This window comes from Gluconobacter sp. OJB, assembly GCF_039638275.1.
GTDB lineage: Bacteria > Pseudomonadota > Alphaproteobacteria > Acetobacterales > Acetobacteraceae > Gluconobacter > Gluconobacter cerevisiae.
This window is the reverse complement of sequence record NZ_JBDIWH010000001.1, coordinates 1,440,668-1,466,625: the sequence shown is the minus strand read 5'-3', so window position 1 is coordinate 1,466,625 and position 25,958 is coordinate 1,440,668. Positions and strand designations below refer to the sequence as shown.

Below are 25,958 nucleotides of genomic sequence, written 5' to 3'. Positions count from 1 at the left end.
TCAGAAAGCTGCGGACACTGTTCCGAAGAACATGCGTGGAGCCGTGGGGTAGCCGGTGTAGGTGCTGGCATCTCCGGCGGCGATCGTGGACCAGGAACGCGCATTCGTCAGGTTGCTGGCGTTGAACTGGAGCTTGAGGCTGTTCATGTGCGGGATCTGGTGAAACGTGTAGCTGGAGCTGAAGGCAAGCTGCACGCGCGGGGGAACCATGACGCTGTTGGTGATGGTGCCCGGACGGACGCCCATATAGCTGCCGCTGAACTGGGCGTTAAAGCCACCCTGATTGTAGTTGACGGCGAACTTGTCGGACCATGCCGGAATGGCCGGGACCTTCTTGTCCTTGGTGGCATAGAGCGTCGCGCCATCCATGAAGTCGTTGCCGTAAATGCTGCTGACATAGGACACGGCATCATAGATCGAGAAATGTGGTCCGAAGCGCAGGGTGAACGACATGTCCATGCCGTTTGTGGAAACGCTGCCAAGGTTTGCCACCGTATTGCCGACGCCGGAAATGCCCTGACCCGGCGGTGAAATGGTGCCGAGACGGTTGTAGAAATCAACGTGATAATATTCGAGCTGTCCGCTGATCCCGGTCAGGATACGCGTGTCGATCGGATGGCTGGTGCGGATGCCGGTTTCATACGTCCAGGAGGTTTCCGGCTTGCCGCTGCGCTTGAACTTCTCGAAATCCGCCTGATCCGACACCGCCCAAGGTGAGGTCGATCCGTATCCGGTGGCGGCGAAGGAGTTCATGTTCTCCTGAATGTTGGCAAAAAGCTGCTCGTGCTGTGTGACGTTCCACAACGCCCCGAAAGCGGGCAGGAATGGTTTGTAGGACGGAATAGTGCCACCCGCGACAGTATTGGTGCTGGTATCGACGATCTTTTTCGCCCCCTTCACCGAAGAGGCGAGCGACTGCGGCAGGGCGGCCACCGGGAGGGTGCCGTTGGTATAGACCATCTCGGACTTGAAGCCTGCCGTCAGCGTCAGGCGGGAGGTGACTTTCCAGCTATCCTGAAGATGCGTGACGAAGGTGTTGGTGTAGAACGCGTTGTTCCACTGCGTGAACAACGGGTTGGTGGGGCGCAAATAGGGCGTCAGCGTGTCGTTCTTGGTCAGCGGATACCAGTAGCGGCCCTGTTCGTTGTTGTTGCGCTCATACCAGCCGCCCAGTTCGATATTGTGATGCCCGAGGCGGTAATGCAGCGTGCTGATCAGACCGCCGCGATAATCGCTGTATTCCGTGGTGCGGACGGCGAAACCCGTGCCACCCGTGGCGTTCCAGACCTTCGGATCGATGCCTGCGACGCTGTAGGTGAACTGTCCGTTCTTGATGTATTTCGTGCCGGTCGGATCGAGATATGATCCGAGGATCGTTAGGATCGCATTCGTGCGGATGGACGTCGCCACCACGCCTGCGCCATCGTCGTAATGGAAATAAAGCTGGTTGTCCCAGTTCAGGTTCGGGGAGAACCGGTGGGAAATTTTCAGATAGGTCAGGTAATCGGTCCGCTGGGCGGCGGAGAAGTAATATTTGTTATTGGGCGTCGCCGGTCCCGCTTTGGTCGAGCTTTCAGCCGGATACCCCGCCATGGCGGCGTTCAGGTCCGGGAAGAAGGCCCCGCGCGCATAGAGGTCGGTAGGTGCCGTCAGGCCCTGCGTGTTCGGCTCGGCCTTGTTCTGCCAGTCGAAATAGGCAGTGATGGTGGTATTTTCGCCCTTATGGACGAATTTTCCGTTCACCTGATAGCCGCCCTGCCGGTTGGCGTTGCCGAGATTCCAGGGACGGGCGTCCTGACGGGCAAACGCCATATAGGCGGAATTGCCGTTGCCGAAATTGCCGGTATCAATGCGTGCGAATGTTCTGAACGTGGAATAGCTGCCGAAGGTCTGGTTGATCGTGGCACCGGCCTTCTGCTTCGGATCGCGTGTGGTGAATTCGATCGTCCCGCCCAGATTGCTGGTCGAGGCGGTGCCGAGCGCACCGGCACCTGACGACAGGGAGGTCGAACCGATGTCTTCACTGATGGCCGCGCGCTGTGGGGACAGGCCGTTATAGTTGCCGTAAGCCCCTGCTCCGAGCGGGACGCCGTCCATCGTGTAGCCGAGCTGGTTCTGGTTGAAACCGTGGACGTAAATGCTGGAATTCTGCTCGTTATTGCCCCACGGATCGACGTTGGTGAACGTCACACCCGGCAGCAGATCGAGTGCCTGCATCGGGCTCTGACCCGGCATGAGCGTCTGCATTTCGTCGCCGCTGACACTCATGACCGAGCGTGTGCGGTGGCCGGTGGCGACGATCTGTTCGATGTCATGCGCCTGCGTTTCACGCAGGCGCTGCGGCTTTGGGCGCGCGGACGGGTCCTTGCGGATGATGACGCCGCCATCCGGCATGGCCTCTGCTTTCAGTCCGCTCCCGCGCAGCAGGCGTTTGACCGCATCGTCCGGCGACAGTGTACCGTCCACCGCGGGCGCGCGCAGATGGGCCACGGCATCGGAGGTGAAAATGATGTTGCGGCCCGTCTGATGTCCCAGCGTCACGAGCGCCTGCGCCATGGGCTGTGACGCGATATGTACCGGTGCAGCGGGTGCGGCGAAGGCGCTGGAGAGCGAGTGCGTCAGAATGGTCGCGCCTGCCGACAGAAGCAGAACGGTGCGGCGGGGGTAACGGGAGGGCGGGGTCATGGGGCTCGTTTCCTGTCGTCGGGCCTGAAAGCGGTCTCGACAGGAAGACAGATGAGAAAATGAAAACCTCAGCCCGGTGCAGCGGTTTTCATCGAAACGTCACAAAGCGACGATTTCGTAAGCGTTGTGGGCCGGGCGGACCCGCAGCGGCAGGAGGTGCGGGAGCATCTGCAAAAACGCGTCTCCCTGACGCACATGATACACGCCGCTCAGACGCTGCGAGGCCAGACGCGGCGCGGACAGGACGATCTGGCGGGAGGCGTAACGGTTGATTTCCTGAATCACCTCCGCCAGCGGCTGATTTCGGAACACCAGTTCGCCGCTCTGCCAGGAGAGCAATGTTTCCAGATCGGGGTAGTCGATGTTCCAGCCCCCGTTGCGATCCATCCGCAGGCGCTGTCCGGGCATCACCCAGCGTCCGGCGTCGCGCAGGGCCGCCGCGGTCAGGAACACCTTGCCCCTGATGGCCGTGACTTCCGTATTGCCGCGATTGATGCGGATATCGGCGGATGTCTGGTCATGAAGCTGGACGGTCATGCCATCGGCGGAAAGATGGAACGGGTCCGGCCCGGCGACCGACAGCATGACCTGCCCGTGGCATAGCCGGGCCTGCCGCCCGTTCGGCCCCACCACGAGGCGTGTCTGGGTGTCTAGGCGGCAATCCGTCCGGGGCGTGAGGTGGACATCGCGGATGCTCCCGATCCCGGTTTCCTCGATCCGGCTGGCATGTGCGCCTTCCCATGGCGGAACGGCCAGAAACACTGCTGCAACCAGTCCCGCCAGCGCGTGCCTTCGGCTGAGGAGCGGGCGGCGCATGGCTGGAGCAGGTTTTGCATTCGGAACAAAAAGCGGCGGCCGGGCGCCTCCGGAGAGTTCCCACAGTTCCGTCAGATGTTCGAAAACCGGCCCATTGCGGGGATCGCTCGCCAGCCAGTCGCGGAACATGTCATGGTCGAGCGGTGTGCAGTCCTCGGCATGGAGGCGTGCAATCCATTCTGCCGCGCGGAGTTTGATGACGTCCATCAGATCAGTATTTCAGTGATCCATCCATGTTGAAAGGAAGATCAGCGCCTTTGCGATATGTTTTTCAACGCTGCTTTCACTGATCGCCAGCGATTGCGCAATATGGCTGTACTTCATTTTTTCCACACGGTTCATCAGGAAGATCTGTCGGGTCCGGTCCGGAAGCTGTTCGCAGCCTTCATGAAAATGCGCCAGTCTTTGCGTTGATTCGTAAATGTCTTCCTGCGAGGGCGCAGGATCGGGGACATTGACGAGGGTTTCGAAGTCGTCCGCCGACTGCACATACCCCTGCCGCTCGCGACGGATCGCGTTGAGGGAGGAATTCACGGCGCTTCGGGTGATATAGGCGTCCTGATGCTGCACGCTGCCTTCGGGGCGCTCGAAATAGCTCATGAGGGCATTCTGAAGGTGGTCGTCCGCATCATCCCGACGGGTCCGGGAACGCACCCTGCGATAAAGGCGCAACCATTCCTGCTGACAGCGCATCCATGTTCCCGTTTCTGAATGTTTCCGAATCACCGCGCCCTGAAAGCCCGTCTAGGCTGCGGCGCAACAGCGTTTAGGGAATTCGCACGACCTCATTCATGACAGTTTCATGAAATGACATTTCGGGGAGTGGGCAAATCTCCATTTCATGTGTCCACAGAACGGAGGGCGTGTGTCCAAAGACCTCTGGGAGCCCGGTTCCGCATGGAACCGGGCTTCGTAAGAAAGAACTGCTGCATGGTGTTCATGAAACGTAGAAGCCTGCTGACCGGCCTTGGTGCGGGTCTCCTCCTCTCGACGCGCGTGCGTGCGCTGCGGGCTGCTGTCCCGCGTGATCTGGATAAAAACCCGACTTTTACGGCCTCTCCGTTCCAGCTTGGCGTAGCCTCAGGTGATCCGGCTTCGGACGGTCTGGTGCTGTGGACGCGCCTCGCGCCCGACCCGATGGAAGAGGCCGGCGGCATGGAGGCTCTTAAACCGGTTCTGGTGGGCTGGGAGGTCAGCGAGGACGAAACGTTCTCAAAACCCGTGCAGAGCGGGCAGGCCCTTGCCCATCCGGAGCTTGGTCATTCGGTGCATGTCGAGGTCGCCGGGCTGAAGCCGGACCGACCGTACTGGTATCGTTTCCATATCGCAGGTTATGCAAGCCCTGTTGGCCGGGGGCGTACGCTGCCGACGCCGGGTGCGCCGCTGTCGCGCGTGCGCTTTGCCGCAGCAGGCTGCCAGCATTACGAATATGGCTATTACACCGCCTGGCGCGCCATCGCGAATGAGCCGATCGACTTCGTATTCCATTACGGCGACTATATTTACGAAGGCGCGGATAGCGGCGATCATCTGCGCGATATCGACGGACGCAAGGCACATGTTCTGCGGCGTCATGTTGGGCCGGAATGTTATTCGCTGGACGAATATCGCCGCCGCTATGCCCAGTACAAGCTGGACCCTGATCTTCAGGCCGCCCATGCCGCGACATCGTGGATCGTCAGTTTCGATGACCACGAGATTGACAACAACTGGGCCGGAGATACCGATCAGGATGGGACGCCGCCGGAGATTTTCCGTCTGCGCCGGGCTGTCGGGCTACAGGCGTATTACGAGAACATGCCGCTGCGGGTGACGTCCATTCCCGATGGCAGCCATATGCAGCTCTATCGCAGCTTCAGCTTTGGCGATCTGATGAACATGTTCGTGCTGGATACGCGTCAGTATCGCAGCGATCAGGCTTATGACGACACGAATGCCGCGCAGGGGAAAGACGTGTGGTCTCCCGAACGTACCATGATGGGGACGCAGCAGGAGCAGTGGCTGTTTGATGGTCTGGGGCGGTCGGATGCAAAATGGAACCTGCTGGCGCATCAGGTCATGATCATGGATCTGGCGCACCGCAAGTCCGCGCATTCCGAGTTGACCTACAGCATGGATCAGTGGTCCGGCTATCTTTACAGCCGCAAGCGCCTGCTGGACTTCATCGACACGCATTGCCCCGGAAACGTGGTGAATGTGACGGGGGACGCGCATCGACACTTCGCCGGGGATCTGCTGATCGAGCCGGGACGGGGGAAGCCGGTGTCGGTTGAATTTCTGGCGACGTCCATTTCATCAGGCGCGGATGGTCTGGGCGACGACGATCATTTCAGCCGCATCGCCCGCAGCGAGAACCCGCATCTGAAGGCCACGACCGACAAGCGCGGCTATGTTCTGTGCGATGTGGGCCCGGAAGTGTGGCACGCTGACCTGAAGATTATTGATCGGGTTATGGTGCCGGGGGGTAAGCTGTCCACGTATGCCAGCTTTGCGGTTGAGCGTGGCAATCCGGGCCTTCAGAAGGCCTGAAAATGGGGCGGCTGCCTTAGTGGCAGCCGCCCTTGCCCGAGCGGTCACAGCCCGAACAGCCGCCGCAGCCCTTGCCGATCGTGGGTTGCGGGGCGGACAGGCCAACGGCTGTTCGCACTTTGCCCCATCTGGCGGGAAACAGGCGGGCATACCAATAAATGGCGGCCGCGCAGACGATCAGGACGGCAACAGAAAGTTCAAGCATCAGGCAGCTCCCGTAAGGACGCGGGTGATGTGATAGGTCAGGAACGCGGCCAGATAGGCCAGACCGAACAGATACGCCGCAGCCCATAGAACGGTTTTGATGGACCCGGTTTCCCGACGCATGACAGCCAGCGTCGAAATGCATTGCGGCGCATAAACATACCAAGCCAGCAGCGAAAATGCCGTGGCCATGCTCCACTGCGTCGAAAGCAGAGGCAGGAGCCTGTCGGCAGCGCCCTCATCCGTGGCGCCGATGGCATAGACAGTGGCGAGGGAACTGACCGCCACTTCGCGCGCCGCAAGGCCGGGGATGAGTGAGACGCAGATCTGCCAGTTGAAGCCGATGGGCGCGAAAACCCACTGCATCAGATGGCCGATCCGCCCTGCCAGACTGTAATCGATGGCGGGTCCCGGTGCGCCTGCGGGCGGGAGCGGGAAGCTCGACAGGGCCCAGAGCAGCACGTTCAGCGAGACGATGATCGTGCCGACGCGGGAGAGGAACATTACCGCGCGCTGCCACAGGCCGAGCGCGAGACTGCGGAGGTTCGGGCGGCGATAGGACGGCAGTTCGAGCAGCAGCGGATGTTCCTCGGACTTCACGCCCCGCGTCATAATCCGCGCGGCGATTACGCCACTGACGATGGCGACCGCATAAAGTCCGAACAGTACCAGTCCCTGAAGGCCGAAGATCCCGAGCACACTCCGGTGTGGCACGAACGCGCCGATCAGCAGCGTATAGACCGGCAGCCGCGCCGAGCAGGTCATGAGTGGGGCGATCAGGATCGTGACCAGACGGTCCCGCGGGTTCTGGATGGTGCGGGCGGCCATAATGCCGGGAATGGCGCAGGCGAAGCTCGATAGCAGGGGAATGAAGGATCGTCCGCTCAGTCCGGCCAGCGCCATTAGCCGGTCCAGCAGGAAGGCGGCGCGGGGCAGATAGCCGGACTCCTCGAGCGCCAGAATCCACAGGAACAGAATGAGGATCTGCGGCAGGAACACGATCACCGTGCCCGCGCCCGCCAATACGCCATCCGCCAGCAGACTGTGCAGAACGCCGCCCGGAACCGGCTTGAGAACGATTTCCCCGAAGATCGAAATACCGCTTCCCAGTCCGTCCATGAGCGGTTGCGCCCAGGCGAAGACGGTCTGGAACATGACGAACAGCACGATCAGAAGAATGATCGGCCCCCAGACAGGATGCAGGAATACGCGGTCCAGCCGGTCCGTCAGGCGGTCCGTTCCTGCGGCGGGATCGACGACGTATGTCGCGAGCAGCCGCCGAACTTCCATATGCGGGTCCAGCCCGGCGGGCAGAGGCACAGGTGGAGCCGGAAGGGAGAGATCCAGCCTCTGAAGCAGCGGCATCACGCCTGCACGGTTGAGGCTGACGACGGGGACGATGGGCATGCCCAGATCGGCCTGCAATCCGGCGGCGTCGATCTGAAGGCCGTGGCGGCGGGCTTCGTCCATCATGTTCAGTGCGACAATGACGGGCAGGCCGAGCTGCTTCAGCTCCAGCAGAAAGCGCAGATGCAGCCGCAGATTGGTCGCCGAAATGACGGCCACCAGCATTTCCGGGCGGGGTTCGGTCCGGTGGCGGCCGAGACAGACATCGCGTGTGACGTCCTCGTCCGGGCTGGTCGAATCAAGGCTGTAGGCGCCCGGCAGGTCGAGCACGCGGATGGCGCGTCCGTTGGGCGTCGTGAAGAACCCTTCCTTTCGCTCAACCGTGACGCCTGCGTAGTTGGCGACTTTCTGACGGCTGCCCGTCATCTGGTTGAACAGGGAGGTCTTGCCGCAGTTCGGATTTCCGACGAGGGCGATATGCAGAGGGGACGCGGGTGTCTGCGGGGACGTGGTTGCACTCATGGGGTGTCAGGAAACGGTCCGCAGGCCCACGCGGGCAGCTTCGCCACGGCGCAGGGCAAAACGTGATGTGCCCAGACGCACGGCAATCGGATCCCTGCCCATCGGGCCGGTCGCGACGACCTGCACGGCTTCTCCGGGCACGAAGCCCAGTTCGCCGAGGCGTGTGGCGATCGGGTCCAGAGGCGCACGCTGTTCGACCTTCTCGATCACGGCATGTCCGCCCTTGGGCAGTGTATCCAGATACAACATCAGTTCCGTACCCCGGTGGTGTGGCGGACGCTCACAGGCTCCGTCCTCTGTGTCTAGATAGGCGCATCCGGCCCGTCCGGGAAGGGGAGTGAGAATGATTTGCATCAAGTACACTCCCGGGGGTGGTGCGAGACTGGAGAAATCGCCGGATTTTATAATAAATTTTACGAAAAACCCCGATGACGAGACGTATGTCGGAGTAACATTCGGCCTTGGAAGGGAATATCCGCACCTTACTGGCGTAAGAGGAAGCCTGCTTTCCTGCGGGAGACTCGGTTTTTTTTTGATCAGGAAAAGGCGGACCGGTGTCTGTGCACTGGCAATTCCCGATGCAGCGGGGCATATACACGCGCGATGGGTGCGTTCGAAAGGCGCGCCCGGATGGGCGGACATGGACCCATAAGTGATGTTCGGATGTCTGACTAAAGGGCGGATCCAGTAATGGCACTATCCCGAAATGAACACGCAGTGGATGTCTGCGAGAACTGCACACCGCTGGATGATGACGGTCGTCGTGTTGAGCAGCCGCGCAAGAAAGCCCTGACGAACCGCGTCCGTCGTATCGAAGGGCAGGTCGGCGGTGTTCTCAACATGATTGAGAACGATCGTTATTGCGTAGATATCCTGACCCAGATCTCTGCCATCAAATCGGCGCTGGATGGGGTGTCCATCCAGATCCTGTCGTCTCACGCCAATGGTTGCGTGCGCCGTGCGGTACAGGAAGACGGTGGAGAAGACGCCATTGACGAACTTCTCCAGGTCGTGCGCCGGATGATCCGCTGAAGAATCAGCGGTCCAGCGTTTCGCTGGGGGCGGATTGATTTGCCATGCCCATATCCATTTTCTGACAGGCGGCACGCTGCTGCTTCATTTTCGGCGTTAATCTGCTGTTCTGTTTGCTGAGCGTCTCCAGATGCGCACACAGGGTCATTTGCTGATCCATGCTGAGGCCGGCCATCGGGTCCTGCGTTCTGGGGGATGGCATGGTCATGGCGTTTTTGCCGCTCATGTCCATGTCCGGCATGGAGGGATCGGCAGAGGCCGTGCTGGTTGCGAGAAGGGCGGCCAATGCGAAAAGGGTCTTGCGCATGATAAGGGACTTTCCTGAATGTGTGGGGATCAGAACCAGCTTCGGACGCCGAGGCTGAAGCGGACGGAGCCGGTATCGTCGTGCTGGTCGCGGGCGATCCGGCGGGCCTGTGTGAGATATCCGGAGTAGGTTACGGCCACATAGGGCGCGAATTTCCGCCAGAGTTCGTATCGCAGGCGCAGACCTGCATCGACGTCAGACAATCCGGCGCCAGCCTGCCGTCCTGTGTCGGATTTCGTGTAGAAATTGAACTCGGCCTGCGGCTGAAGGATCAGGCGGTTGGTCAGCAGGAAGTCGTAAGACCCCTCCACGCGAGCGGCGAAACGTCCGCGGTCGCTGACATAGGCCGTGGCTTCGAACTCGAATTCGTACAGCGCCAGACCCTGAACGCCGAACGCGCCCCAGGTGCGGGTTGGACCGTCATCAAGATCCATGCGCACGCCGCCCTGTAAGTTCCAGTAGGACGAAATCGAGCGTGTATAGAGCAGTTCGTGGTCGCCATCGCTCAGGCGGCCTTTTTCCAGCGTGCCTTCGGATTTGAGCCAGATCTTGTTGTAGTCGCCTCCGAACCACGCTTCCCCGTCCCAGCGGAAATCGGTGCCGCCGGGCGCATAGCGGCCTTCAAGCTGGTTGAAGATGCCGTGCAGCCAGGTGCCCTGATCCATGGCAGGTTTGATACCGCCGATATATATGACCGGGGTCGCTTCCGACGCATCGGCGGCGTGATAGACCGGCTGGTCGGCGCGGGCTGTGCCGGATAGGGCGAGAATGGACAGAAGCGCGAGAAAAAGGGCGTGTTTCATGCCACGATCACCGTGCGGAACATGCCCAGATCCATGTGATATATCAGGTGGCAGTGATACGCCCACATGCCGGGGGTATCGGCCGTCACGAGATAGCTCAGTTTCGAGCCCGGCTGGGAAATGATGGTGTGCTTGTAGGGGCGGTAATCGCCCTGACCGTTTTCAAGTTCGCTCCACAGACCGTGCAGATGGATCGGGTGTTCCATCATGGTATCGTTGATGAGCGTAAAACGCACGCGCTCGCCAAGTTTGAGGCGGATCGGGCCGGATTCCGAGAACTTCCGACCATTGAAGCCCCAGATATAGCGCTCCATGTTGCCGGTCAGATGCAGGATGATTTCCCGAGTTGGCGGTCGCAGGTCCGCTCCGGGACGTGTGGCGCGGAGCTGTCTGTAGTTCAGGACGCGGCGGCCGTTGTTTTCCAGCCCGTCGCCGGGGCTGCCGGTGCGGTCGATGGGCATCATGGCGCGCATCTGGTTTTCGACATTGATGGGGGGCGGGCCGGGGTCGTCCACTTCCATTTTCGGCACAGCCATGTGGTTCATATCCATGCCTTTCATGTTCATGCCGGGCATGTCCATTCCGGCCAGGTCGCCATCCATTTTCATGCCCGACATGTCTCCGGACATATCCATGTCCTTCATGCTCTCGCCGGGCTTCATGTTCCCCATGCCCATATCGACCATGGTGCGGACGGGGCGCGGGTCCATCGGCGGGAGAGGCGCAATCATGTCTTCGCGCGGGGCGAGGGTGCCGCGGGCGTAGCCGGTGCGGTCTTCGCTCTGGGCGAAAATGGCATAGGCGCGCTCATCCTTCGGCTGGACAATGACGTCATAGGTTTCCGCCACGCCGATGCGGAACTCGTCCACCGGAACGGGTTCGATATCGTTGCCGTCCGCCTGCACGACCAGCATTTCGAGGCCCGGAATCCGGATGTCGAAGAACGTCATGGTCGAGCCGTTGATGAAGCGCAGGCGCACTTTTTCGCCGGGCCGAAACAGGCCGCTCCAGTTCATGTCCGGGGCGTGGCCGTTCAGCGTGTAGGTGTAAATCGCGCCTGAGACGTCTGCGATGTCGGTCGCGGCCATGCGCATTTTCGACCATGCCAGACGGTCCGCGAGGGCTGCACCCGCGCTTCCGGCATCGCGCGCTTCCTTTGGAAAAGACGCGGCCGTGCGTTGGCGAAAGACGTAATAATCGTCCTGCATCTTGAGGTTGCTGACGATGTCATGGGGCATGACATCCGTCCATTCAGCGAGGAAAATGACGTAATCGCGGTTGCAGGCGTTCGGGTCCGGGCGGCGCGGGTCGATCACCATCGCGCCATACAGGCCCATCGCTTCCTGCATCCCCGAATGGCTGTGATACCAGTAGGTGCCGCTCTGATGGAGCTTGAAGCGATAGGTGAAGGTCTCGCCGGGCGCGATGCCGCCGAAGCTCAACCCCGGGACGCCGTCCATGTTCGCGGGTGTGCGGATGCCGTGCCAGTGGATTGAGGTCGGTTCATCCAGCGTATTGGTTACGTTGATGCTGACGGTATCGCCCTGTTTGAAGCGCAGGATTGGTCCGGGCACCGTGCCGCCGACGGTTGGTGCGTGCATGGTCTTGCCATCGAGCGAAATGCGCGTATGGCCGACCTTCAGATCCCATCGATCAGAAGAGTGGGGGGGTATAATGCCCGAAGAGGCCCTGATGGGAACGGCCGTTGAGGAGAGCGCATGTGAGGTTCGGGGCAGGGCTGCCAGCAGGCCGCCTGCGCCGAACCCCGTCACGAAACGCCGTCGTGTCAGGCCGTCCCGGGAGCGGGACGGAAAGGTCATGAGGATAAATCCGCGAAAATGACAGAAGGTCAGGCCCTGAATGCCCATTTCGGGCAGCAGGACGGGTCCACGCCGGTCAGGCGTGTGTCAGATTGCGTGGAATTTTGGAGGCGGTGAGGCGGGAATCCAGTCCGTGCCGCTGAAACGGCCTTGCAGCCCGGAGGCAAAGATGCGCGCGGCCGTATGAGCCGGGCCGGACGGGTGAACGGACGCCATTGTCAGCATGGGATCGGCTGAGACCATATGCGTGTGACAGCAGCCTTCGGAAGACTGTTGCGGATGGGGGAGCGCATGGAACGCTGAGGTTTTACAGCAATCCGTGGCGTCTGGTTTCTGGTGATGGGCCATGTGGTGCATCGTCATGGCCATGTGGGGGGCTTCAGATCTGGCCTGCGCGGTGGATGCACCAAGCAGCAACCCGACCTGCACGAGCAGGCAGGCCAGCAGGCCGATCCAGATCCGGGCATGTGTCCTGACCATCAGAAATCACCACAGAAGGGGAAGAAACGGAGCGATTCATCGTTCGAATCTGATCTGACCCTATACCCAGTCGGGGGATCGGAAAAGATTATTTTTCCGTGTCTGAAAAGGGCTTGTTAGATATGTTTTGAAATCAATATGAAAACCACATACTCCGGCGTGGTATATATAACATATTATATTAGTTAAATAAAAAATGTTGCCAGAATCGTTTTATAATTAATAGTGATATAAACCATACCCCCGCATCGTATGTGAATACGTCATTGCCGGGGGAAATATCTCTCTTTCAAGGATTTCGTGACATGCCAGAAACAGCGCACATGACGGTCGAGGGTATGTCCTGCAACGGGTGTTCGGGTAAGCTTCAGCGCGCTCTTGAGGCCGTAAACGGCGTGACGGGCGTCGATATCGTGCTGGATGGAGGCAAGGTGACGGTCTCTTACGACCCCACGCATGTTTCGCCCGCAGCGTTCAGGGACGTCGTCGAAGACACGGGATTTGACGTCGTTTCCTGAAGCCGGAGCACGCTTCCTTCTGCGCAGGAGCGTCTCATTGCCAGTCTCATGCCGTGACACGATGTTTTTCGTGGAACGGGCTGTTGCATGGGGCTGGTATGTCTCTTTAGGACAGACATTATGACACAGCATGGCATTTCAGTTCGCCGTCGGCTCGGCTTTTCCGCCATTTCCCACCACGCCCTGATCTGGGGCAGCCTGATGGCGGGCGCATGCCCTGCGGCGCTGGCTGATACGGTTGTAGAGCGTACCAGAAACCATCCGTCTGTTTGCCATGCTACCCACAAGGCGGCGCGTCCTGTGCATTGCGGAGTATCGCGACGCGCCGACAAGCCTTTGGTGCAGTCTGCGAAGGCCCCTGCTACGGTCTCTGCTCCAGCGTCTGCCGCAGGCGCGTCTCGTTCTTCCGAGGATCTGGAGGCTGCGGCAGAGGAAAATATTCAGGTTCTGGGCAGCAATCACACCTATACGGCACCCGCCGTTGAAGTGTGGGGGAAAAGCCCCGTGGCGCTCAAGGATGTGCCGCAATCCATTTCGGTCATCACGCAGCAGCGCATGGAAGATTCCAACATGCTGACGATGGCAGATGCGATGCGTCAGATTAACGGCATCCGCGTGCTTCCCGGCTCGACGGCCAATGCCAATTATTATTCACGCGGATACCAGCTCACGACGTCCATTGATGGAACGCCCAACGCTGCCGGGACGCTGAATAATGCGGCCTTCGACCTGTCGATGTATGACAGGATCGAGGTGCTTCGTGGCTCCTCCGGCTTATTGCAGGGCGGGGGCGGTGCGGGCGGAGTGGTTAATCAGGTGACGAAGAAACCCGGTATGGACTTCGCCGCTGGTGGATCGGCCAGCGTGGGCAGTTTCGACGATTATCGGGTGGACACGGATATCACCATCCCGCTGAACCGTTCAAAAACTGTGCGTTTCCGGACAGCGGATCTGTATCAGGACAATCATTTTTTCTACAAATATTCCCATTCGCGCAAATGGCAGGCCTATGGCGCGCTGGAGTGGGATGTCACGCCCACGACAACATTCCTGGTCTCTCATGCCGCTCAGCAGCAGGATATTACGGCGCCTTATTATGGTCTGCCGCTGACCACGGCCAATACCCTATGGTCTGGCAGCCGGGATGCGAACCCGAGCCAGAGCTGGGGGTATTCGAACTACATGACGCAGCAGACGATTGCGTCCATTACCCAGAAGCTCTGGGGCGATTGGACGGCGACGGCGCGCGCTACGTTCTATGATCAGGACTACAATACTTTCTACAACGAGCCCTGGAACAAAATGAATCCTGCGACCGGAACGCTTCAGTACCGGGATCAGGGTATCTCCAAATATAAAGGCTCCAACACGTCCCGTTCCGCCGATGTTTATGCGCAGGGCAGTTTCAAGCTGCTCAACAGGACGCATCACGCGCTGTTCGGGTTCAACTACAATTCCTACGAGCAGATCACGCAGTATGCGAACGTGAACTGCAACAATATTTACAATAATATCAGCCTCGAAAATACCAATACCGTTCCCCAGCCTCCGGCAAGCTGCTTTGATTACATACAGAATAAGAACGGATACGGGACGGACGACTATGCGTATCAGTGGGGGTTCTATGGTCAGCTCCGGCTGGAGGTGATCCGGCATTTGTCCTTGATTCTGGGTGGACGTGTCTCGCGTTATTACGAGAAGCTCCAGAAAATTTCTCCTGCGCCAAAGGGGGAGTGGATCAATCAGGCCGATTTGCGCGGACAACTCACGCCCTATCTGGGTACGGTTTACCAGATCACGCCGAACATCTCCTGGTATGCCAGCTATGCCAGCATTTTCACGCCGGCTGTCGGCAGGCAGACCTATGGTGGGGGCGGTCTTGCGCCACAGGAAGGCAATCAGGTCGAGACCGGGTTCAAAGCGGAATATTTCCGCGGTCGCCTGAACCTTTCATCCGCGCTGTTTCGGATGGAAAGCATCAACCAGCCTGTGCAGGACCCGTATCACTCGCAGTTCTACATCACGACCGGCCCGATCCGTCGTCAGGGATGGGAGGCGCAGGTCGATGGTCAGATCCTGCCGGGGCTGGATGTGTCCATCGGTTATACCTATCTGGACACGAAGGTTTCGAATGCGAAGGTCAATGATTTCGGGGGTGTTTTCTCGCCGCATCACATGTTCAAATCCTGGGTGCATTACAATGTGCAGGATGGCTTTCTCAAAGGTCTGAACGTGGGGGCGGGGATTGATGCGAACAGCAATCTGCGCGGCAGTTACGCCACGACCATTCAGGGCGGTTACATGACTCTGGATGCCATGGCGGGGTATCGGTTCAACCGCCACCTGCGGCTTCAGCTTAACGCAACAAACCTGACCAATCGGTATTATTACGAGCGTGCCAGCGGTCAGTGGCAGTTCAATTTCCCCGCCGCTCCGCGCAGCTTCGTGGCCACACTTCGTGCAAACTACTGACGACGCCACCCCGCCACATTCCCTTGCGGACTGGAAAGTTCTCTTTCCTTACTGGAGGTCCGAAGAGAAGTGGTGGGCCTGGTCTCTTTTGGGCGGGACCATCGGGCTGTCCGTGCTCTACGTTCAGTCCGCCGTCTGGTTCGGGGCATGGTATCATCGGTTTTTTGATGCGTTCTTTGCAGGAGAGGTCGGGCGGTGTCTGGGGATGTTGCCGTTCTATCTTCTAGTGACGCTCGGTTCTGTCGTGGTACATGCGACGCAGACCTATCTGACGCAGGTTCTCTCGATGCGCTGGCGTCTGTGGAACACGAAGGTCTATCTGCGGCAGTATCTGTCGGAAGAGGCGTATTACCGGCTCGAACATGGCCCCAACCGGGCGGACAACCCCGACCAGCGTATTGCGGACGACCTGTCCCAGATGACGGTCCAGACACTCAAGCTGGGTCTGGACGCCATTGATGCGGTGACCACGCTGCTGTCTTTCGCGGTTGTTCTGTGGAACATCGGGGGGGTATTGTCTTTTGACTGGCATGACCATCACATCCAGATCCCCGGCTATCTTTTTCTTGGCGCGGTTCTCACGTCCCTTTTGGCTTCCGGGATACTGGAGCGGTTCGGCGCGCCGTTGATCGGCGCGAATTACCGGCAGCAGCATTTCGATGCCGATCTGCGTGCCGGGCTGATGGATGTTCGGCGTAATTCGGAGCAGATCGCCTTTTATGGGGGCGAAAATGCCGAGCAGTTGCGACTGTCCGGTTATCTGATCCATATCGCCATGAACTGGCGCAGCGTTGTGCGATATACGTGGCGGGTTAATTTCATCAGCGAGTTCTATACCGGAGTCGCAACGATACCGCTGTGGCTGATGTTGGCTCCAAAAGCCATGGCCCATGCCCTGAGCTTCGGGCTCTATTCGCAGATCAATTCGGCCTATACGCAGGTCCGGATCAGTCTGGAATGGTTCATTTTCAACTATGCCGATCTGGCCACCCTGCGCTCAGTGCTTCAGCGTCTGGGCGAGTTCGAGCGGGTTGTCAGCCAGCCTTCTCAAAGCAGAATTGTTCGTTTCGCCACCGAAACGTCTTCGGTGCAGATCCGGGATCTGGTTCTGAACCTGCCGGATGGAAAGCCGATTGTGCAGATTGGTGATCTGACGATGCAGGCTGGCGAACGCTGGCTGGTTCGCGGGCCGTCCGGTTCGGGGAAAAGCACGTTCCTGCGGGCGCTGGCCGGGCTGTGGCGTCACGGGCGGGGGGAGGTCTCTTTCAACATCCGACAGGCCATGTTTTTGCCCCAGCGCAGCTATGTTCCGTCCGGGACACTGCGTGAGGCGCTGAGCTATCCCGCGACATCCGATCACTACGACACCGCCTCCTGCCAGCAGGCTCTGGAAGCCGTCAATTTGGCGGGATACAGCCATCGGCTGGACGAGATTGCGGACTGGGGCGCGGTGCTTTCTCCGGGCGAGCAGCAGCGTCTGGCCGTGGCGCGGGCGTTGCTGTTCCGGCCTGCGATCCTGTTTCTGGACGAAGCGACGTCTGCGCTGGATGACGCCAATGAGCGCCGTCTTTACGAGGCCCTTCTTTTCTTTTTGCCCCACACCACATGCATCAGCGTGGCACATCATGATGCGCTGCGTGTTTTTCATGATCGCGAGATTGTTCTCGGGAGTGGAAAAGCTGCTTTTTCTTTACTTGAAAAATAGGGGTATGGGGTATAGTCCTTACGGAGATTCCTTCTCGTCCCCCTAGCCGACAGGACCTCTTCCAGATGTCAGAAACGATCAGTTTCCCCATCGGCGGCATGACCTGCGCAGCCTGTGCCGCGCGGATCGAAAAAGTCCTCAACCGTCAGGAGGGCGTCAGCGCGACCGTCAATTTTGCCTCCGAGCGCGCGCAGGTCGCTTTTGAAAATACGGCGTCTTCCATCGAAAGCGTTGTGGCTGCCGTGCGGCGTGCGGGCTTTTCCGTGGACGAACAGAGCCTTGATCTGTCGCTGTCGGGCATGACCTGTGCGGCCTGTGCGGCGCGGATCGAAAAGATCCTGAACCGGCAGCCTTCCGTGCAGGCCAGTGTAAATTTTGCGGCCGAGCGGGCGCATATCAATTATATCCCGGGCGTGGTCGAACCGGCTGATCTGATCGGGAAGATCGAGAAGGCCGGATTTGGCGCAACGCGGCTGGACGAGGGGGAGCGCGAAGATCCGAAGGCCAAACGTGCGGCGATCTGGAAGCGGGAGCGCAACCGGTTCATCCTGACGCTTGTTCTCTCGCTGCCGCTTTTTGCCGAGATGATCGGCATGTTCTTCGGGCGTATGATCGTACCGGTTCCGGTGCAGTTCCTGTTCGCCACGATCGTGCAGTTCGTCTGCGGGGCGCATCTGTATCGCAGGGCGTGGAATGCGGTGCGCGGCGGTTCGGCCAATATGGATGTGCTGGTCGTGCTGGGCACGTCCATCGCGTGGCTGTTCAGTGCGGTTGTTGTGGTGTTCGGGCTGCATCAGCATGTTTATTTCGAAGCCAGCGCCTCCATCATCACGCTAATTTCGCTCGGCAAGCTCATGGAAACGCGGGCCAAGAACCGCACCGGCGCCGGGATCGAGAACCTGCTGCAGCTTCAGCCGCAGATTGCGCATGTCGAGCGTGACGGCGCGATCGTGGATCGGGCCGTCGCTGACATGCATGTCGGCGATATTTTCGTCGTGCGGCCTGGTGAGAGTGTGCCGGTGGACGGAGAGGTCCTTGAAGGCGCGTCCGAAGTCAACGAGTCCATGCTGACGGGTGAGAGCGCGCCGGTTCTCAAAGAAGTCGGACAGGATGTGTTCGGCGGCACCATGAACGCCAATGGGGCGCTGCGTGTCAGGGCCACCGGAGTTGGCGCGGATACCGCACTGGCGCGGATCGTGAAAATGGTCGAGCAGGCGCAGGGTTCCAAAGCGAATGTGCAGCGTCTAGCCGATCGTGTGTCGGGTATTTTCGTGCCTGCGGTTATCGGGATTGCGGGTCTGACATTCCTGATCGGTTGGGTCGTTACCGGGTCTGCGGTCTGGAGCCTTGTTTCGGCGGTGTCTGTTCTGGTTATTGCCTGCCCGTGTTCGCTCGGTCTTGCCACGCCTACGGCCATCATGGTGGGGACGGGACGGGGCGCGCAGTCCGGCATTCTGTTCCGCAACGCTGATGCGCTGGAGAGGGCCGAGAAGCTGAAAACCATCATTGTCGACAAGACCGGCACCCTGACGCAGGGGAGTCCCGCTGTTGCCGCCATTCATCCGGCGAATGGGGTTCTGTTGGATAGGCTTCTGGGCGTTGCGCAGGCGCTGGAGCATAACTCGGAGCACCCGCTGGCACGCGCCATCGTGGATTACACGCAGAGTAATGGTGTAAGCGCGTCTGTTGCAGCAGAAGATTTTGAGGCTGTTCCCGGCAAGGGCGTGATTGGCCGGATCGACGGTCAGGAAGCCCGGCTGGGCTCACCAGCATTCATGCGGGAAAGCGGTCTGGACCTGTTGTCCCTACCGGTTGCCGCGTTGGAAAGCGAAGGCAACACCGTTATTGCCGTGGCGTGCGCCGGGCAGGTTCTTGGGGTCATCGCCCTGGCGGATGAACTGCGGTCGGATGCCGTGGCGACAGTGAAGGCTCTGAAAGCGCGTGGCATCCGCGTGGTGATGCTGACGGGAGATAATGAACGCGCGGCGTCTGTGGTGGCCCGGCAGGTCGGTGTGGATGAATATCTGGCGGGGGTTCTGCCGGAGCATAAGGCTGAGGGCGTGGCGAAATACCGCGCGCAGGGCGATCTGGTCGGCATGGTGGGGGATGGCATCAACGATGCGCCTGCACTGGCGGCGGCTGATGTTGGGTTTGCCATCGGTGCGGGGTCTGCCGTGGCACTCGATACGGCGGATGTCGTGTTGATGAAAAGCGAAATGACCGGGGTGCTGGATGCAATCTCCCTATCCAGCGCCACTCTGTCCAAGATCCGGCAGAACCTGTTTTTCGCCTTTATTTACAACATTCTGGGTCTGCCGCTGGCGGCGTTCGGCATGTTGAACCCAATCGTGGCGGGGGCGGCCATGGCCATGAGTTCCGTCTCGGTCGTCAGCAATTCCCTGCTGCTCAACCGCTGGAGACCTTTCGGCCGTCAGGTTTGAGGCCCTCTGCTCCGGAGTTACTGGACCCGGAGCGGCAGCCGCCTTCTGGCGAAATCGAGCATGGCTGTTGCGCCATGTTCCCACAGGCCCAGTGGCTCGCTGCTGCCGATATGGCCCACGGCGCCCGCTTCCAGAAAATCCGATTGCCAGTGTCTGGCCAGTTCGCGTGCGCGGGGCAGGGACAGCCAGGGATCGTTGCTGCTGGCCATGATGGCTGTGGCGGCGGGAAGAGGCGTTCCGGGAAGGGGACCAAACGCCCGGATGAGGGCAACATCCGGATGGGTCGTCTGGTCGATATCGGCCGGGGCGACCAGAAAGGCTCCGGCAACGCGCCGTCCTCCATGTCGTGTCAGCCATTTTGCCGTCAGCACCGAGCCGAGACTGTGCGCAATCAGGAAAGTCGGGCGTGTTGAGGCTTCGATAGCTTCCGTCAGCGCGGCTTCCCAGTCTGCTGGATTGGGTGTTTCCCAGTCCTTCTGGCGCAGGCGGCGCAGACCATAGGCCTGTTCCCAATGCGATTGCCAGTGATCCGGACCCGAGCCGAACAGGCCCGGCACCAGAAGCAGGTCGACCTGTTGTCCGAGAGTGCGGAATGCTCTGGCGATGCGGGGCTGTGCTGTTTCGGAGAGATTATGTGTGGCCCAGGCAGGATCGAAAGATGTGGGACGGCCAGAAAACAGGTTCATGACGTTATCTCCTCTCAGCCCTCCCGACTCTTTTACAAGAGACCGGAACAGGATTTGAGTTAATAACGAACATATATGGATATTAAATAAAATAACTTTATTAAAAAGTTATTTTATGGGCTTCAGGAGAGCCCGTCGAAAAGCTGTGTGGAGAGATAGCGTTCCGCGAAGGACGGCACGATGGCCACGATTGTTTTACCGCGACTGGATGGTTTGCGGGCCAGTTCCATTCCGGCAAACAGCGCAGCCCCTGACGAAATCCCGATGGGAATACCTTCGACGGCGGCGCAAAGGCGGGCGGTTGCGACGGCTTCCTGTTCGGAGACTTCGAACACGCCGTCCAGCGCCTTGAGGTCCAGCGTATCGGGCTCGAAGCCCGGTCCGATGCCCTGAATGCCGTGTGGGCCGGGCTCGTCCCCGTGCAGGACCGCGCTTTCACGCGGTTCCACGCCGTAAATCTTGATGGATTTGCGATGTTTTTTCAGACCGTGGGCAATGCCGGAGGCCGTGCCGCCCGTTCCCAGACCGGCCACGACCATATCGACCTTGCCCGCCGTATCTTCCCAGATTTCCTGCGCTGTCGTCTGTTCATGCACGGCGGGATTAGCGTCGTTTTCGAACTGGCTCGGCATCCAGGCGTCGGGAAGGGTGCTGTTGAGCTGCTCGGCGCGTTCGATCGCACCGGCCATGCCGCGGGATGCAGAGGTCAGTTCGGTTTCCGCACCCATCAGGCGCAGCATCTTGCGGCGTTCGGTCGAGGCATTTTCCGGCATGGTTACGATCAGCCGGTAGCCCAGCGCCACGGCTGCGAAAGCCAGCGAAATACCGGTATTGCCCGAGGTTGGTTCAATCAGGACCGTACGGCCCGGCGTGATCAGGCCGCGCGTTTCGGCATCCCGCAGCATGGCCACACCGATGCGGTCCTTGACGGAGCCGAGCGGATTGAAAAATTCCAGTTTGAGGAGCAATCGCCCGTTGAGATGCTCACGCTGGGTCAGGTGAGGCAGCGCGACCAGCGGGGTGCCTCCTACCGTTTCCAGGAAAGAGTTGAAAACGCGTCCCCGGGGGGCTGCATAACCCTCGAACGGGGCGGGGGACAACGGAACCTTCTTGCTCATGATTCCCACTTAACATGGAAAACGGGGGGAAGGGCAGACGGTAAATGAGGGGGACAATGACAACATATAAATAACTTAATTAAAACGTATTTATTGATATCACATCATATTCATGCGTTATATATTGACGATGTCTGTCCGGATGTCGTATGCGACATTCTAAAGTGACGTCCACAACAACAGGGCCGGTCGGTCGATGATGTGTCGAATGTGTAGCTCGCAGCAATCGCGCTGCCTCTTTTCAGGTCCGGAGGCATTTGCCTCCGGCATGTCATAACGCCCGACACAGGATTGTCGGGCTCTTTCTTCAGGGTCCGGCATCATGCTTGGTTCAACCATCATCGAAATCAACGGTGTTTTTCTCGGCGCGGCCATTCTGGTCAGCAGCAGCGGAAAGCGGCGCTTTTATGCCGCGCATGACAGCGTGCGCGCGCTCCATAATGAACTCCTTCCAGATCTGGGGACGCTCCAGCAGCGCATTCGTCTGCATGTGCGCAAACCGGCCCTCGATCTCGCCTGATTGCGAAGAGTCTCTTCTGTCCGGGTGGTTTCGTGCTGTAGAACAGGAAACAATACAAACCGGAACGAATGGGAGCAGGCGTGGAAGGAAGTTACCGGCGGATTGCCCGCGCTGTTCTGACACGTCGTGACGGTGCTTTTGCGGCCCTGCTTTTGGCGTTCATTATTGTCTCCTGTCTGTCTGCCCCGCTTTACGCCACGCTGAATGGGGTCGATCCGTTCTCGTCCGATATTGCGGGCACGACTGTCCGTAATGGACAGCGCGTCGATCTGATGCAGCCGAATGACAATCCGCTGCATCTGGGTCTCAGCCCGATTGGGCCGGACTGGCGACCGGGGCCTTATGTTCTGGGCGCGGATTCGCAGGGGCGGGATGTGGCGGCGCGTGTGCTTTATGGAGGGCGCAATTCGCTCCTGATTGCCTCGTCCTCCGCACTGTTCTGTCTGTGTCTGGCGGCGTGCCTCGGGATTTGCGCGGGATATTTTGGGGGCTGGATCGACCTGATCCTGTCGCGCATTCTGGACATGCTCTGGGCCATTCCGGTTTATCTGTTTGCGATTTCACTGTCCGTCGTCACGGTCGGGCATGGCATCCGGCTCGGGTTCATCACCATCGGCGCGGACAATCTGCTGATTCCAATCGGGATTATTGCACTGGTTTATGTGCCCTATGCGGCCCGGCCTTTTCGGGCGCGGGCGCTGAGTCTGTCGCAGGCGGGTTTTGTGATGGCGGCTCGGGGGATGGGCGCGTCAGATTTCCGCATTCTGTGGCGGGAGATCCTGCCGGGACTGATGCCGACCATGGCCGTGCTCGCGCCTCTGGTGATGGCGTTGTGCATGCTCGCTGAATCCGCTCTGTCGTTCCTGTCGCTCGGTGTGCAGGCTCCGGCAGCATCATGGGGGACGATCATTCAGGATGGCGAAGGGCTGCTTTATACGCGCCCTGCGGTGGCGATTGCTCCGGGTGTTGCGATCGTCCTGACCGTTCTGGCGCTGAATGTTCTGGGTAATGCGCTGCGGGATCAGATCGATCCGAAAGGTACGGCCCGATGATCCGGAGTTTCGCCTCCCGAACCGGGCAGATGCTGCTGGTCATTTTTGGGATTTCCGTTCTGGTATTCTGCATTTTCTTTGCGACACCGGGTGCGGACCCAACGGCGCGGATTGCAGGGCGGGGAGCCAGTCCGCAGGTCGTGGCGCGCATCCGGGCGGAGTATGGTTTCGATCGTCCGCTGCCGGTGCAGTATGTGACGATGATGCAGAAGCTGTTCGTGAGCCGGGATCTGACGTCTTTTGTTAATCACGGGCAGCGCGTTGTGCCCGAAGTGTTGCAGGCGGCCCCGGTGACGCTCTCGCTCGTGCTGTGGGCTGCGTTTTTCTGGGTCAGCGGGTCGCTGGTGTTCGGGATTGCCTCGGCCGTGTTGCGCGATAGCTGGGTGGATCGGTTGTTGATGGTTCTTGGGCTGATTGGACTGTCCATGCCGGTGTTCTGGCTGGGCGAGGTTATCAATCTCGTCACGCAGAGCCGCTGGCATGACACGTTTCTGTTCCGCTGGGTGCCGCCGCTGGGATATGTGCCGTTTTCGCAAAGCCCGTTCGGTTGGGCAAAGGCGTTGTTTCTGCCATCCCTGACGCTGGCCGTCTCCTTCATCGGCCTTTATGCGCGGGTCCTGCGTTCCGAACTGCTGACCGCCATGGGCGAAGATTCCATCCGCACGGCGCGCGCCAAGGGGGCAGGGCCGGTGCGGATATGGCTGTGGCATGGTCTGCGGCTGTCCTGGCTGAGTTATGTGTCGCTGTTCGGGCTGGATTTCGCGCAGCTTCTGGGGGGCGGTGCGCTTCTGACGGAAGTCGTGTTCGCCCTGCCGGGCGTGGGACGGCTGACCTATCAGGCGCTGGCGACACTCGACCTGCCGCTCATCATGGCGACGGTCATGTATGCCGCTGTTTTCGTCGTCATCGCCAATGCGCTGGTGGACGGACTCTATGCGCTGCTGGACCCGCGGATCAGGGAGGGGCGGCATGGACGCTGAAGTGCTTCTGAAGCTGCGTCACCTGCATCTGGAACTGCCGAACGGAACAGCACTGTTGGAAGACGTCTCCCTTACTGTGCGGCGCGGGGATGCGCTGGGCGTGGTGGGAGAATCTGGATCGGGGAAGAGCCTGACGGCCATGAGCGTCATGGGGCTGCTGCCGGGTCTGAAGGCTTCGGGCTCCGTCCGTTTCGAGGGCCGCGAACTTCTAGGGATGAAGGATCGGGAGTGGCGGCGTCTGCGTGGTGCGGGCATGGCCATGATCTTTCAGGACCCGATGACGGCGTTCCTGCCGGTCCGTTCCATTGGCGCGCAGATTGATGAACAGATCCGCCTGCATGAGCGTGTCAGTCGTCGTAAGGCCCGCGCGCGGACCGTGGCTCTGCTGGGGCGGATGGGGATGCCCGATCCGGAATCTGCGGCGAAGCGCTATCCGCACCAGCTTTCCGGCGGTCTGCGCCAGCGCGCCATGATCGCGATGGCGCTGTCCTGTGGTCCGTCGCTTCTGATCGCAGACGAGCCGACCACGGCGCTCGATGTCACGGTGCAGGCGCAGATCCTGACGTTGCTGTGCGAAATCCGCGACAGCGGAGCGGGTGTGATGCTGATTACGCACGATATGGGCGTCGTGGCGCAGACCTGCACGCATGTGGCGGTTGTCTATTCGGGGCTTGTTGTGGAGCAGGGGCCGGTTGCGGCGGTGATGGCGCGACCGCTGCATCCTTATACGCAGGCGTTGCTGGAGGCGATCCCGCCGCTGGATGGCCCGAGGCCAGATGCGCTGCCCACCATTCCGGGGCGTCCGCCGGCTCCGGATTTGCGGCCGGAAGGCTGTGTTTTCGCGCCGCGCTGCCGCTTCGTGCGACCGGACTGTGCCGTGCGTCCTGCGTTGCGTGAACCGGAAGAAGGGCGGCACGTGGCCTGCGTGCTGTACGACGCATGACCATTCTTCTTGAAGCGAAAAACCTCAGCAAACACTATCGTCTCGCGCGTGGTGAAACCTTGCGGGCTGTGAGCGATGTGTCGCTGGCCGTGCATCGCGGAGAGGCGCTTGCGCTTGTCGGAGAGTCCGGCTGTGGCAAGTCCACGCTGGGTCGGACGCTGATCGGGCTTGGAGCGCCGAGTTCGGGCGAGGTGTTCTTTGAGGGCGAGCGGATTTCTGGTCTGTCGGATCGCGCTCTGAGGCGCTGGCGGCCGAGGATGCAGATGGTGTTTCAGGACTCGTCCTCGACGTTCAACCCGCGCCGCACCATCGGCGATACGCTGGCGGAACCAATGCGGATTCATGGGCGGGCTGGCATCGCGGAGCGGATCGCGACGCTGCTGGAGCAGGTTGGCCTGTCTTCGTCCGTTCTGTCCCGGTATCCCCATGAGTTTTCGGGTGGGCAGCGGCAGCGTCTGAACATTGCACGCGCGTTGATGCTGGGGCCGGAGCTGTTGGTGGCGGATGAACCGACATCCGCGCTGGACGTGTCGGTGCAGGCGCAGATCGTGAATCTGCTGCGGGAATTGCGCAATTCACTGGGTGTGGCGTGCGTGTTCATTTCCCATGATCTGGCAGTCGTGCGGCAAATGGCGGACCGGATTGCCGTTATGTATCTGGGGCGGATCGTGGAGGAAGGGGACGTGCTGGCGGTTCTGGAAGCCTCGGCCCATCCTTATACGCGGGCGTTGCTGAACGCGGTGCCGCGTCCAGACCGGCCCTTGCCGCCGCCGCTCAAAGGCGACGTGCCGAGCCCGATCCATCCGCCGCAGGGCTGTGCATTTCATACGCGCTGTCCGCTCGCCCAGCCGCGCTGTTCGCAGGAGCGCCCGGAATTACACAGGATCGCGGAAGGCCGGACGGTCGCCTGTCATTACCTCCTGCTCTAGAAAAGGCAACGCTTCGTTCCGATCTTGGATATAGACGGCAACGCCTGCC

The 25,958-nt window shown here is 60.2% G+C and carries 23 protein-coding genes; 11 read left to right on the top strand and 12 right to left on the bottom strand.

The window, feature by feature from the left end; all coding sequences use genetic code 11:
* The 3 genes from ABDK74_RS06760 to ABDK74_RS06750 form a co-directional block, all read right to left on the bottom strand.
* Complete coding sequence (locus tag ABDK74_RS06760; protein WP_346003219.1) at positions 1–2,685, bottom strand: TonB-dependent receptor plug domain-containing protein; 2,685 nt, start codon at positions 2,683–2,685, stop codon at positions 1–3.
* Positions 2,686–2,784: 99 nt separating this feature from the next.
* Positions 2,785–3,708: a FecR domain-containing protein gene (locus ABDK74_RS06755; RefSeq protein WP_346003218.1), complete on the bottom strand. Its 924-nt coding sequence runs from the start codon at positions 3,706–3,708 to the stop codon at positions 2,785–2,787.
* A 12-nt stretch (positions 3,709–3,720) separates the two neighbouring features.
* Positions 3,721–4,194: a sigma-70 family RNA polymerase sigma factor gene (locus ABDK74_RS06750; RefSeq protein WP_346003217.1), complete on the bottom strand. Its 474-nt coding sequence runs from the start codon at positions 4,192–4,194 to the stop codon at positions 3,721–3,723.
* A 237-nt stretch (positions 4,195–4,431) separates the two neighbouring features.
* On the opposite strand from ABDK74_RS06750, the gene ABDK74_RS06745 reads away from it, so the two are divergent.
* Positions 4,432–6,030, top strand: a complete 1,599-nt coding sequence (locus ABDK74_RS06745) for an alkaline phosphatase D family protein (protein ID WP_346003216.1) — start codon at positions 4,432–4,434, stop codon at positions 6,028–6,030.
* Between the two features lie 16 nt (positions 6,031–6,046).
* Here ABDK74_RS06745 and ABDK74_RS06740 read toward each other — a convergent pair whose 3' ends face one another.
* From ABDK74_RS06740 to ABDK74_RS06730, 3 genes are read right to left on the bottom strand one after another with little or no spacing between them, the layout of a single operon-like run.
* Positions 6,047–6,235 (bottom strand): hypothetical protein, encoded by a 189-nt coding sequence (locus tag ABDK74_RS06740; RefSeq protein ID WP_194253751.1) that lies wholly within the window; start codon positions 6,233–6,235, stop codon positions 6,047–6,049.
* Positions 6,235–8,103: a ferrous iron transporter B gene (locus ABDK74_RS06735; protein WP_346003215.1), complete on the bottom strand. Its 1,869-nt coding sequence runs from the start codon at positions 8,101–8,103 to the stop codon at positions 6,235–6,237. The genes ABDK74_RS06740 and ABDK74_RS06735 overlap by 1 nt, the downstream gene beginning before the upstream one ends.
* 6 nt (positions 8,104–8,109) lie before the next feature.
* A complete protein-coding gene (locus ABDK74_RS06730; RefSeq protein ID WP_099286286.1) occupies positions 8,110–8,352 on the bottom strand; it encodes a FeoA family protein in 243 nt (80 codons plus the stop codon).
* Between the two features lie 441 nt (positions 8,353–8,793).
* Between ABDK74_RS06730 and ABDK74_RS06725 the strand changes: the two genes are divergently transcribed.
* Complete coding sequence (locus ABDK74_RS06725; RefSeq protein WP_228120658.1) at positions 8,794–9,135, top strand: metal-sensitive transcriptional regulator; 342 nt, start codon at positions 8,794–8,796, stop codon at positions 9,133–9,135.
* Positions 9,136–9,139: 4 nt separating this feature from the next.
* Here the strand turns inward: ABDK74_RS06725 and ABDK74_RS06720 are convergent, their stop codons facing one another.
* The 4 genes from ABDK74_RS06720 to ABDK74_RS06705 form a co-directional block, all read right to left on the bottom strand.
* Positions 9,140–9,442 carry a hypothetical protein gene (locus ABDK74_RS06720; RefSeq protein WP_346003214.1) on the bottom strand — a complete coding sequence of 101 codons (303 nt, stop codon included), beginning with the start codon at positions 9,440–9,442 and terminating at the stop codon, positions 9,140–9,142.
* Positions 9,443–9,471: 29 nt separating this feature from the next.
* Entirely contained in the window at positions 9,472–10,245 is a 774-nt protein-coding gene (locus tag ABDK74_RS06715) for a copper resistance protein B (RefSeq protein ID WP_346003213.1), read from the bottom strand.
* Positions 10,242–12,065, bottom strand: coding sequence for a copper resistance system multicopper oxidase (locus ABDK74_RS06710; protein ID WP_346003212.1), 1,824 nt, complete (start codon positions 12,063–12,065; stop codon positions 10,242–10,244). The genes ABDK74_RS06715 and ABDK74_RS06710 overlap by 4 nt, the downstream gene beginning before the upstream one ends.
* An 87-nt stretch (positions 12,066–12,152) precedes the next feature.
* Entirely contained in the window at positions 12,153–12,545 is a 393-nt protein-coding gene (locus tag ABDK74_RS06705; protein WP_346003211.1) for a hypothetical protein, read from the bottom strand.
* Between the two features lie 305 nt (positions 12,546–12,850).
* On the opposite strand from ABDK74_RS06705, the gene ABDK74_RS06700 reads away from it, so the two are divergent.
* The 4 genes from ABDK74_RS06700 to ABDK74_RS06685 all read left to right on the top strand — a co-directional run bounded on the left by ABDK74_RS06700 (position 12,851) and on the right by ABDK74_RS06685 (position 19,681).
* Positions 12,851–13,063 carry a heavy-metal-associated domain-containing protein gene (locus ABDK74_RS06700; protein WP_346003210.1) on the top strand — a complete coding sequence of 71 codons (213 nt, stop codon included), beginning with the start codon at positions 12,851–12,853 and terminating at the stop codon, positions 13,061–13,063.
* A 120-nt stretch (positions 13,064–13,183) separates the two neighbouring features.
* Positions 13,184–15,535, top strand: coding sequence for a TonB-dependent siderophore receptor (locus ABDK74_RS06695; protein ID WP_346003209.1), 2,352 nt, complete (start codon positions 13,184–13,186; stop codon positions 15,533–15,535).
* Positions 15,522–17,240 carry an ABC transporter ATP-binding protein/permease gene (locus tag ABDK74_RS06690; RefSeq protein WP_346003208.1) on the top strand — a complete coding sequence of 573 codons (1,719 nt, stop codon included), beginning with the start codon at positions 15,522–15,524 and terminating at the stop codon, positions 17,238–17,240. Before ABDK74_RS06695 ends, ABDK74_RS06690 begins: the two co-directional genes overlap by 14 nt.
* A gap of 65 nt (positions 17,241–17,305) precedes the next feature.
* A complete protein-coding gene (locus ABDK74_RS06685) occupies positions 17,306–19,681 on the top strand; it encodes a heavy metal translocating P-type ATPase (protein WP_346003207.1) in 2,376 nt (791 codons plus the stop codon).
* 17 nt (positions 19,682–19,698) lie between these two features.
* Here ABDK74_RS06685 and ABDK74_RS06680 read toward each other — a convergent pair whose 3' ends face one another.
* Both ABDK74_RS06680 and cysK read right to left on the bottom strand, forming a co-directional pair.
* A complete protein-coding gene (locus ABDK74_RS06680; RefSeq protein WP_346003206.1) occupies positions 19,699–20,367 on the bottom strand; it encodes an alpha/beta hydrolase in 669 nt (222 codons plus the stop codon).
* 122 nt (positions 20,368–20,489) lie between these two features.
* Positions 20,490–21,485 carry a cysteine synthase A gene (gene cysK / locus ABDK74_RS06675; RefSeq protein ID WP_194253740.1) on the bottom strand — a complete coding sequence of 332 codons (996 nt, stop codon included), beginning with the start codon at positions 21,483–21,485 and terminating at the stop codon, positions 20,490–20,492.
* A 322-nt stretch (positions 21,486–21,807) separates the two neighbouring features.
* Here cysK and ABDK74_RS06670 point away from each other — a divergent pair, with 322 nt between their 5' ends.
* The 5 genes from ABDK74_RS06670 (at position 21,808) to ABDK74_RS06650 (ending at position 25,909) form a co-directional block, all read left to right on the top strand.
* The gene (locus ABDK74_RS06670) at positions 21,808–22,005 is read left to right on the top strand and encodes a hypothetical protein (protein WP_062029912.1); all 198 of its coding nucleotides are present in this window, start codon (positions 21,808–21,810) and stop codon (positions 22,003–22,005) included.
* 68 nt (positions 22,006–22,073) lie between these two features.
* Entirely contained in the window at positions 22,074–23,057 is a 984-nt protein-coding gene (locus tag ABDK74_RS06665; RefSeq protein ID WP_408874472.1) for an ABC transporter permease, read from the top strand.
* Positions 23,054–24,037, top strand: coding sequence for an ABC transporter permease (locus ABDK74_RS06660; RefSeq protein WP_346003205.1), 984 nt, complete (start codon positions 23,054–23,056; stop codon positions 24,035–24,037). The genes ABDK74_RS06665 and ABDK74_RS06660 overlap by 4 nt, the downstream gene beginning before the upstream one ends.
* Positions 24,027–24,980 (top strand): ABC transporter ATP-binding protein, encoded by a 954-nt coding sequence (locus ABDK74_RS06655; protein WP_346003204.1) that lies wholly within the window; start codon positions 24,027–24,029, stop codon positions 24,978–24,980. Before ABDK74_RS06660 ends, ABDK74_RS06655 begins: the two co-directional genes overlap by 11 nt.
* A complete protein-coding gene (locus ABDK74_RS06650) occupies positions 24,977–25,909 on the top strand; it encodes an ABC transporter ATP-binding protein (protein ID WP_346003203.1) in 933 nt (310 codons plus the stop codon). The genes ABDK74_RS06655 and ABDK74_RS06650 overlap by 4 nt, the downstream gene beginning before the upstream one ends.
* Positions 25,910–25,958 lie beyond the last annotated feature (49 nt).

What these genes read in the sequence shown, in the direction of transcription:
- ABDK74_RS06760 (WP_346003219.1), bottom strand. Translation starts at nt 2,685, where the DNA reads ATGACCCCGCCCTCCCGTTACCCCCGCCGCACCGTTCTGCTTCTGTCG.
- ABDK74_RS06755 (WP_346003218.1), bottom strand. Translation starts at nt 3,708, where the DNA reads ATGGACGTCATCAAACTCCGCGCGGCAGAATGGATTGCACGCCTCCAT.
- ABDK74_RS06750 (WP_346003217.1), bottom strand. Translation starts at nt 4,194, where the DNA reads ATGCGCTGTCAGCAGGAATGGTTGCGCCTTTATCGCAGGGTGCGTTCC.
- ABDK74_RS06745 (WP_346003216.1), top strand. Translation starts at nt 4,432, where the DNA reads ATGGTGTTCATGAAACGTAGAAGCCTGCTGACCGGCCTTGGTGCGGGT.
- ABDK74_RS06740 (WP_194253751.1), bottom strand. Translation starts at nt 6,235, where the DNA reads ATGCTTGAACTTTCTGTTGCCGTCCTGATCGTCTGCGCGGCCGCCATT.
- ABDK74_RS06735 (WP_346003215.1), bottom strand. Translation starts at nt 8,103, where the DNA reads ATGAGTGCAACCACGTCCCCGCAGACACCCGCGTCCCCTCTGCATATC.
- ABDK74_RS06730 (WP_099286286.1), bottom strand. Translation starts at nt 8,352, where the DNA reads ATGTTGTATCTGGATACACTGCCCAAGGGCGGACATGCCGTGATCGAG.
- ABDK74_RS06725 (WP_228120658.1), top strand. Translation starts at nt 8,794, where the DNA reads ATGGCACTATCCCGAAATGAACACGCAGTGGATGTCTGCGAGAACTGC.
- ABDK74_RS06720 (WP_346003214.1), bottom strand. Translation starts at nt 9,442, where the DNA reads ATGCGCAAGACCCTTTTCGCATTGGCCGCCCTTCTCGCAACCAGCACG.
- ABDK74_RS06715 (WP_346003213.1), bottom strand. Translation starts at nt 10,245, where the DNA reads ATGAAACACGCCCTTTTTCTCGCGCTTCTGTCCATTCTCGCCCTATCC.
- ABDK74_RS06710 (WP_346003212.1), bottom strand. Translation starts at nt 12,065, where the DNA reads ATGACCTTTCCGTCCCGCTCCCGGGACGGCCTGACACGACGGCGTTTC.
- ABDK74_RS06705 (WP_346003211.1), bottom strand. Translation starts at nt 12,545, where the DNA reads ATGGTCAGGACACATGCCCGGATCTGGATCGGCCTGCTGGCCTGCCTG.
- ABDK74_RS06700 (WP_346003210.1), top strand. Translation starts at nt 12,851, where the DNA reads ATGCCAGAAACAGCGCACATGACGGTCGAGGGTATGTCCTGCAACGGG.
- ABDK74_RS06695 (WP_346003209.1), top strand. Translation starts at nt 13,184, where the DNA reads ATGACACAGCATGGCATTTCAGTTCGCCGTCGGCTCGGCTTTTCCGCC.
- ABDK74_RS06685 (WP_346003207.1), top strand. Translation starts at nt 17,306, where the DNA reads ATGTCAGAAACGATCAGTTTCCCCATCGGCGGCATGACCTGCGCAGCC.
- ABDK74_RS06680 (WP_346003206.1), bottom strand. Translation starts at nt 20,367, where the DNA reads ATGAACCTGTTTTCTGGCCGTCCCACATCTTTCGATCCTGCCTGGGCC.
- cysK (WP_194253740.1), bottom strand. Translation starts at nt 21,485, where the DNA reads ATGAGCAAGAAGGTTCCGTTGTCCCCCGCCCCGTTCGAGGGTTATGCA.
- ABDK74_RS06670 (WP_062029912.1), top strand. Translation starts at nt 21,808, where the DNA reads ATGCTTGGTTCAACCATCATCGAAATCAACGGTGTTTTTCTCGGCGCG.
- ABDK74_RS06665 (WP_408874472.1), top strand. Translation starts at nt 22,074, where the DNA reads ATGGGAGCAGGCGTGGAAGGAAGTTACCGGCGGATTGCCCGCGCTGTT.
- ABDK74_RS06660 (WP_346003205.1), top strand. Translation starts at nt 23,054, where the DNA reads ATGATCCGGAGTTTCGCCTCCCGAACCGGGCAGATGCTGCTGGTCATT.
- ABDK74_RS06655 (WP_346003204.1), top strand. Translation starts at nt 24,027, where the DNA reads ATGGACGCTGAAGTGCTTCTGAAGCTGCGTCACCTGCATCTGGAACTG.
- ABDK74_RS06650 (WP_346003203.1), top strand. Translation starts at nt 24,977, where the DNA reads ATGACCATTCTTCTTGAAGCGAAAAACCTCAGCAAACACTATCGTCTC.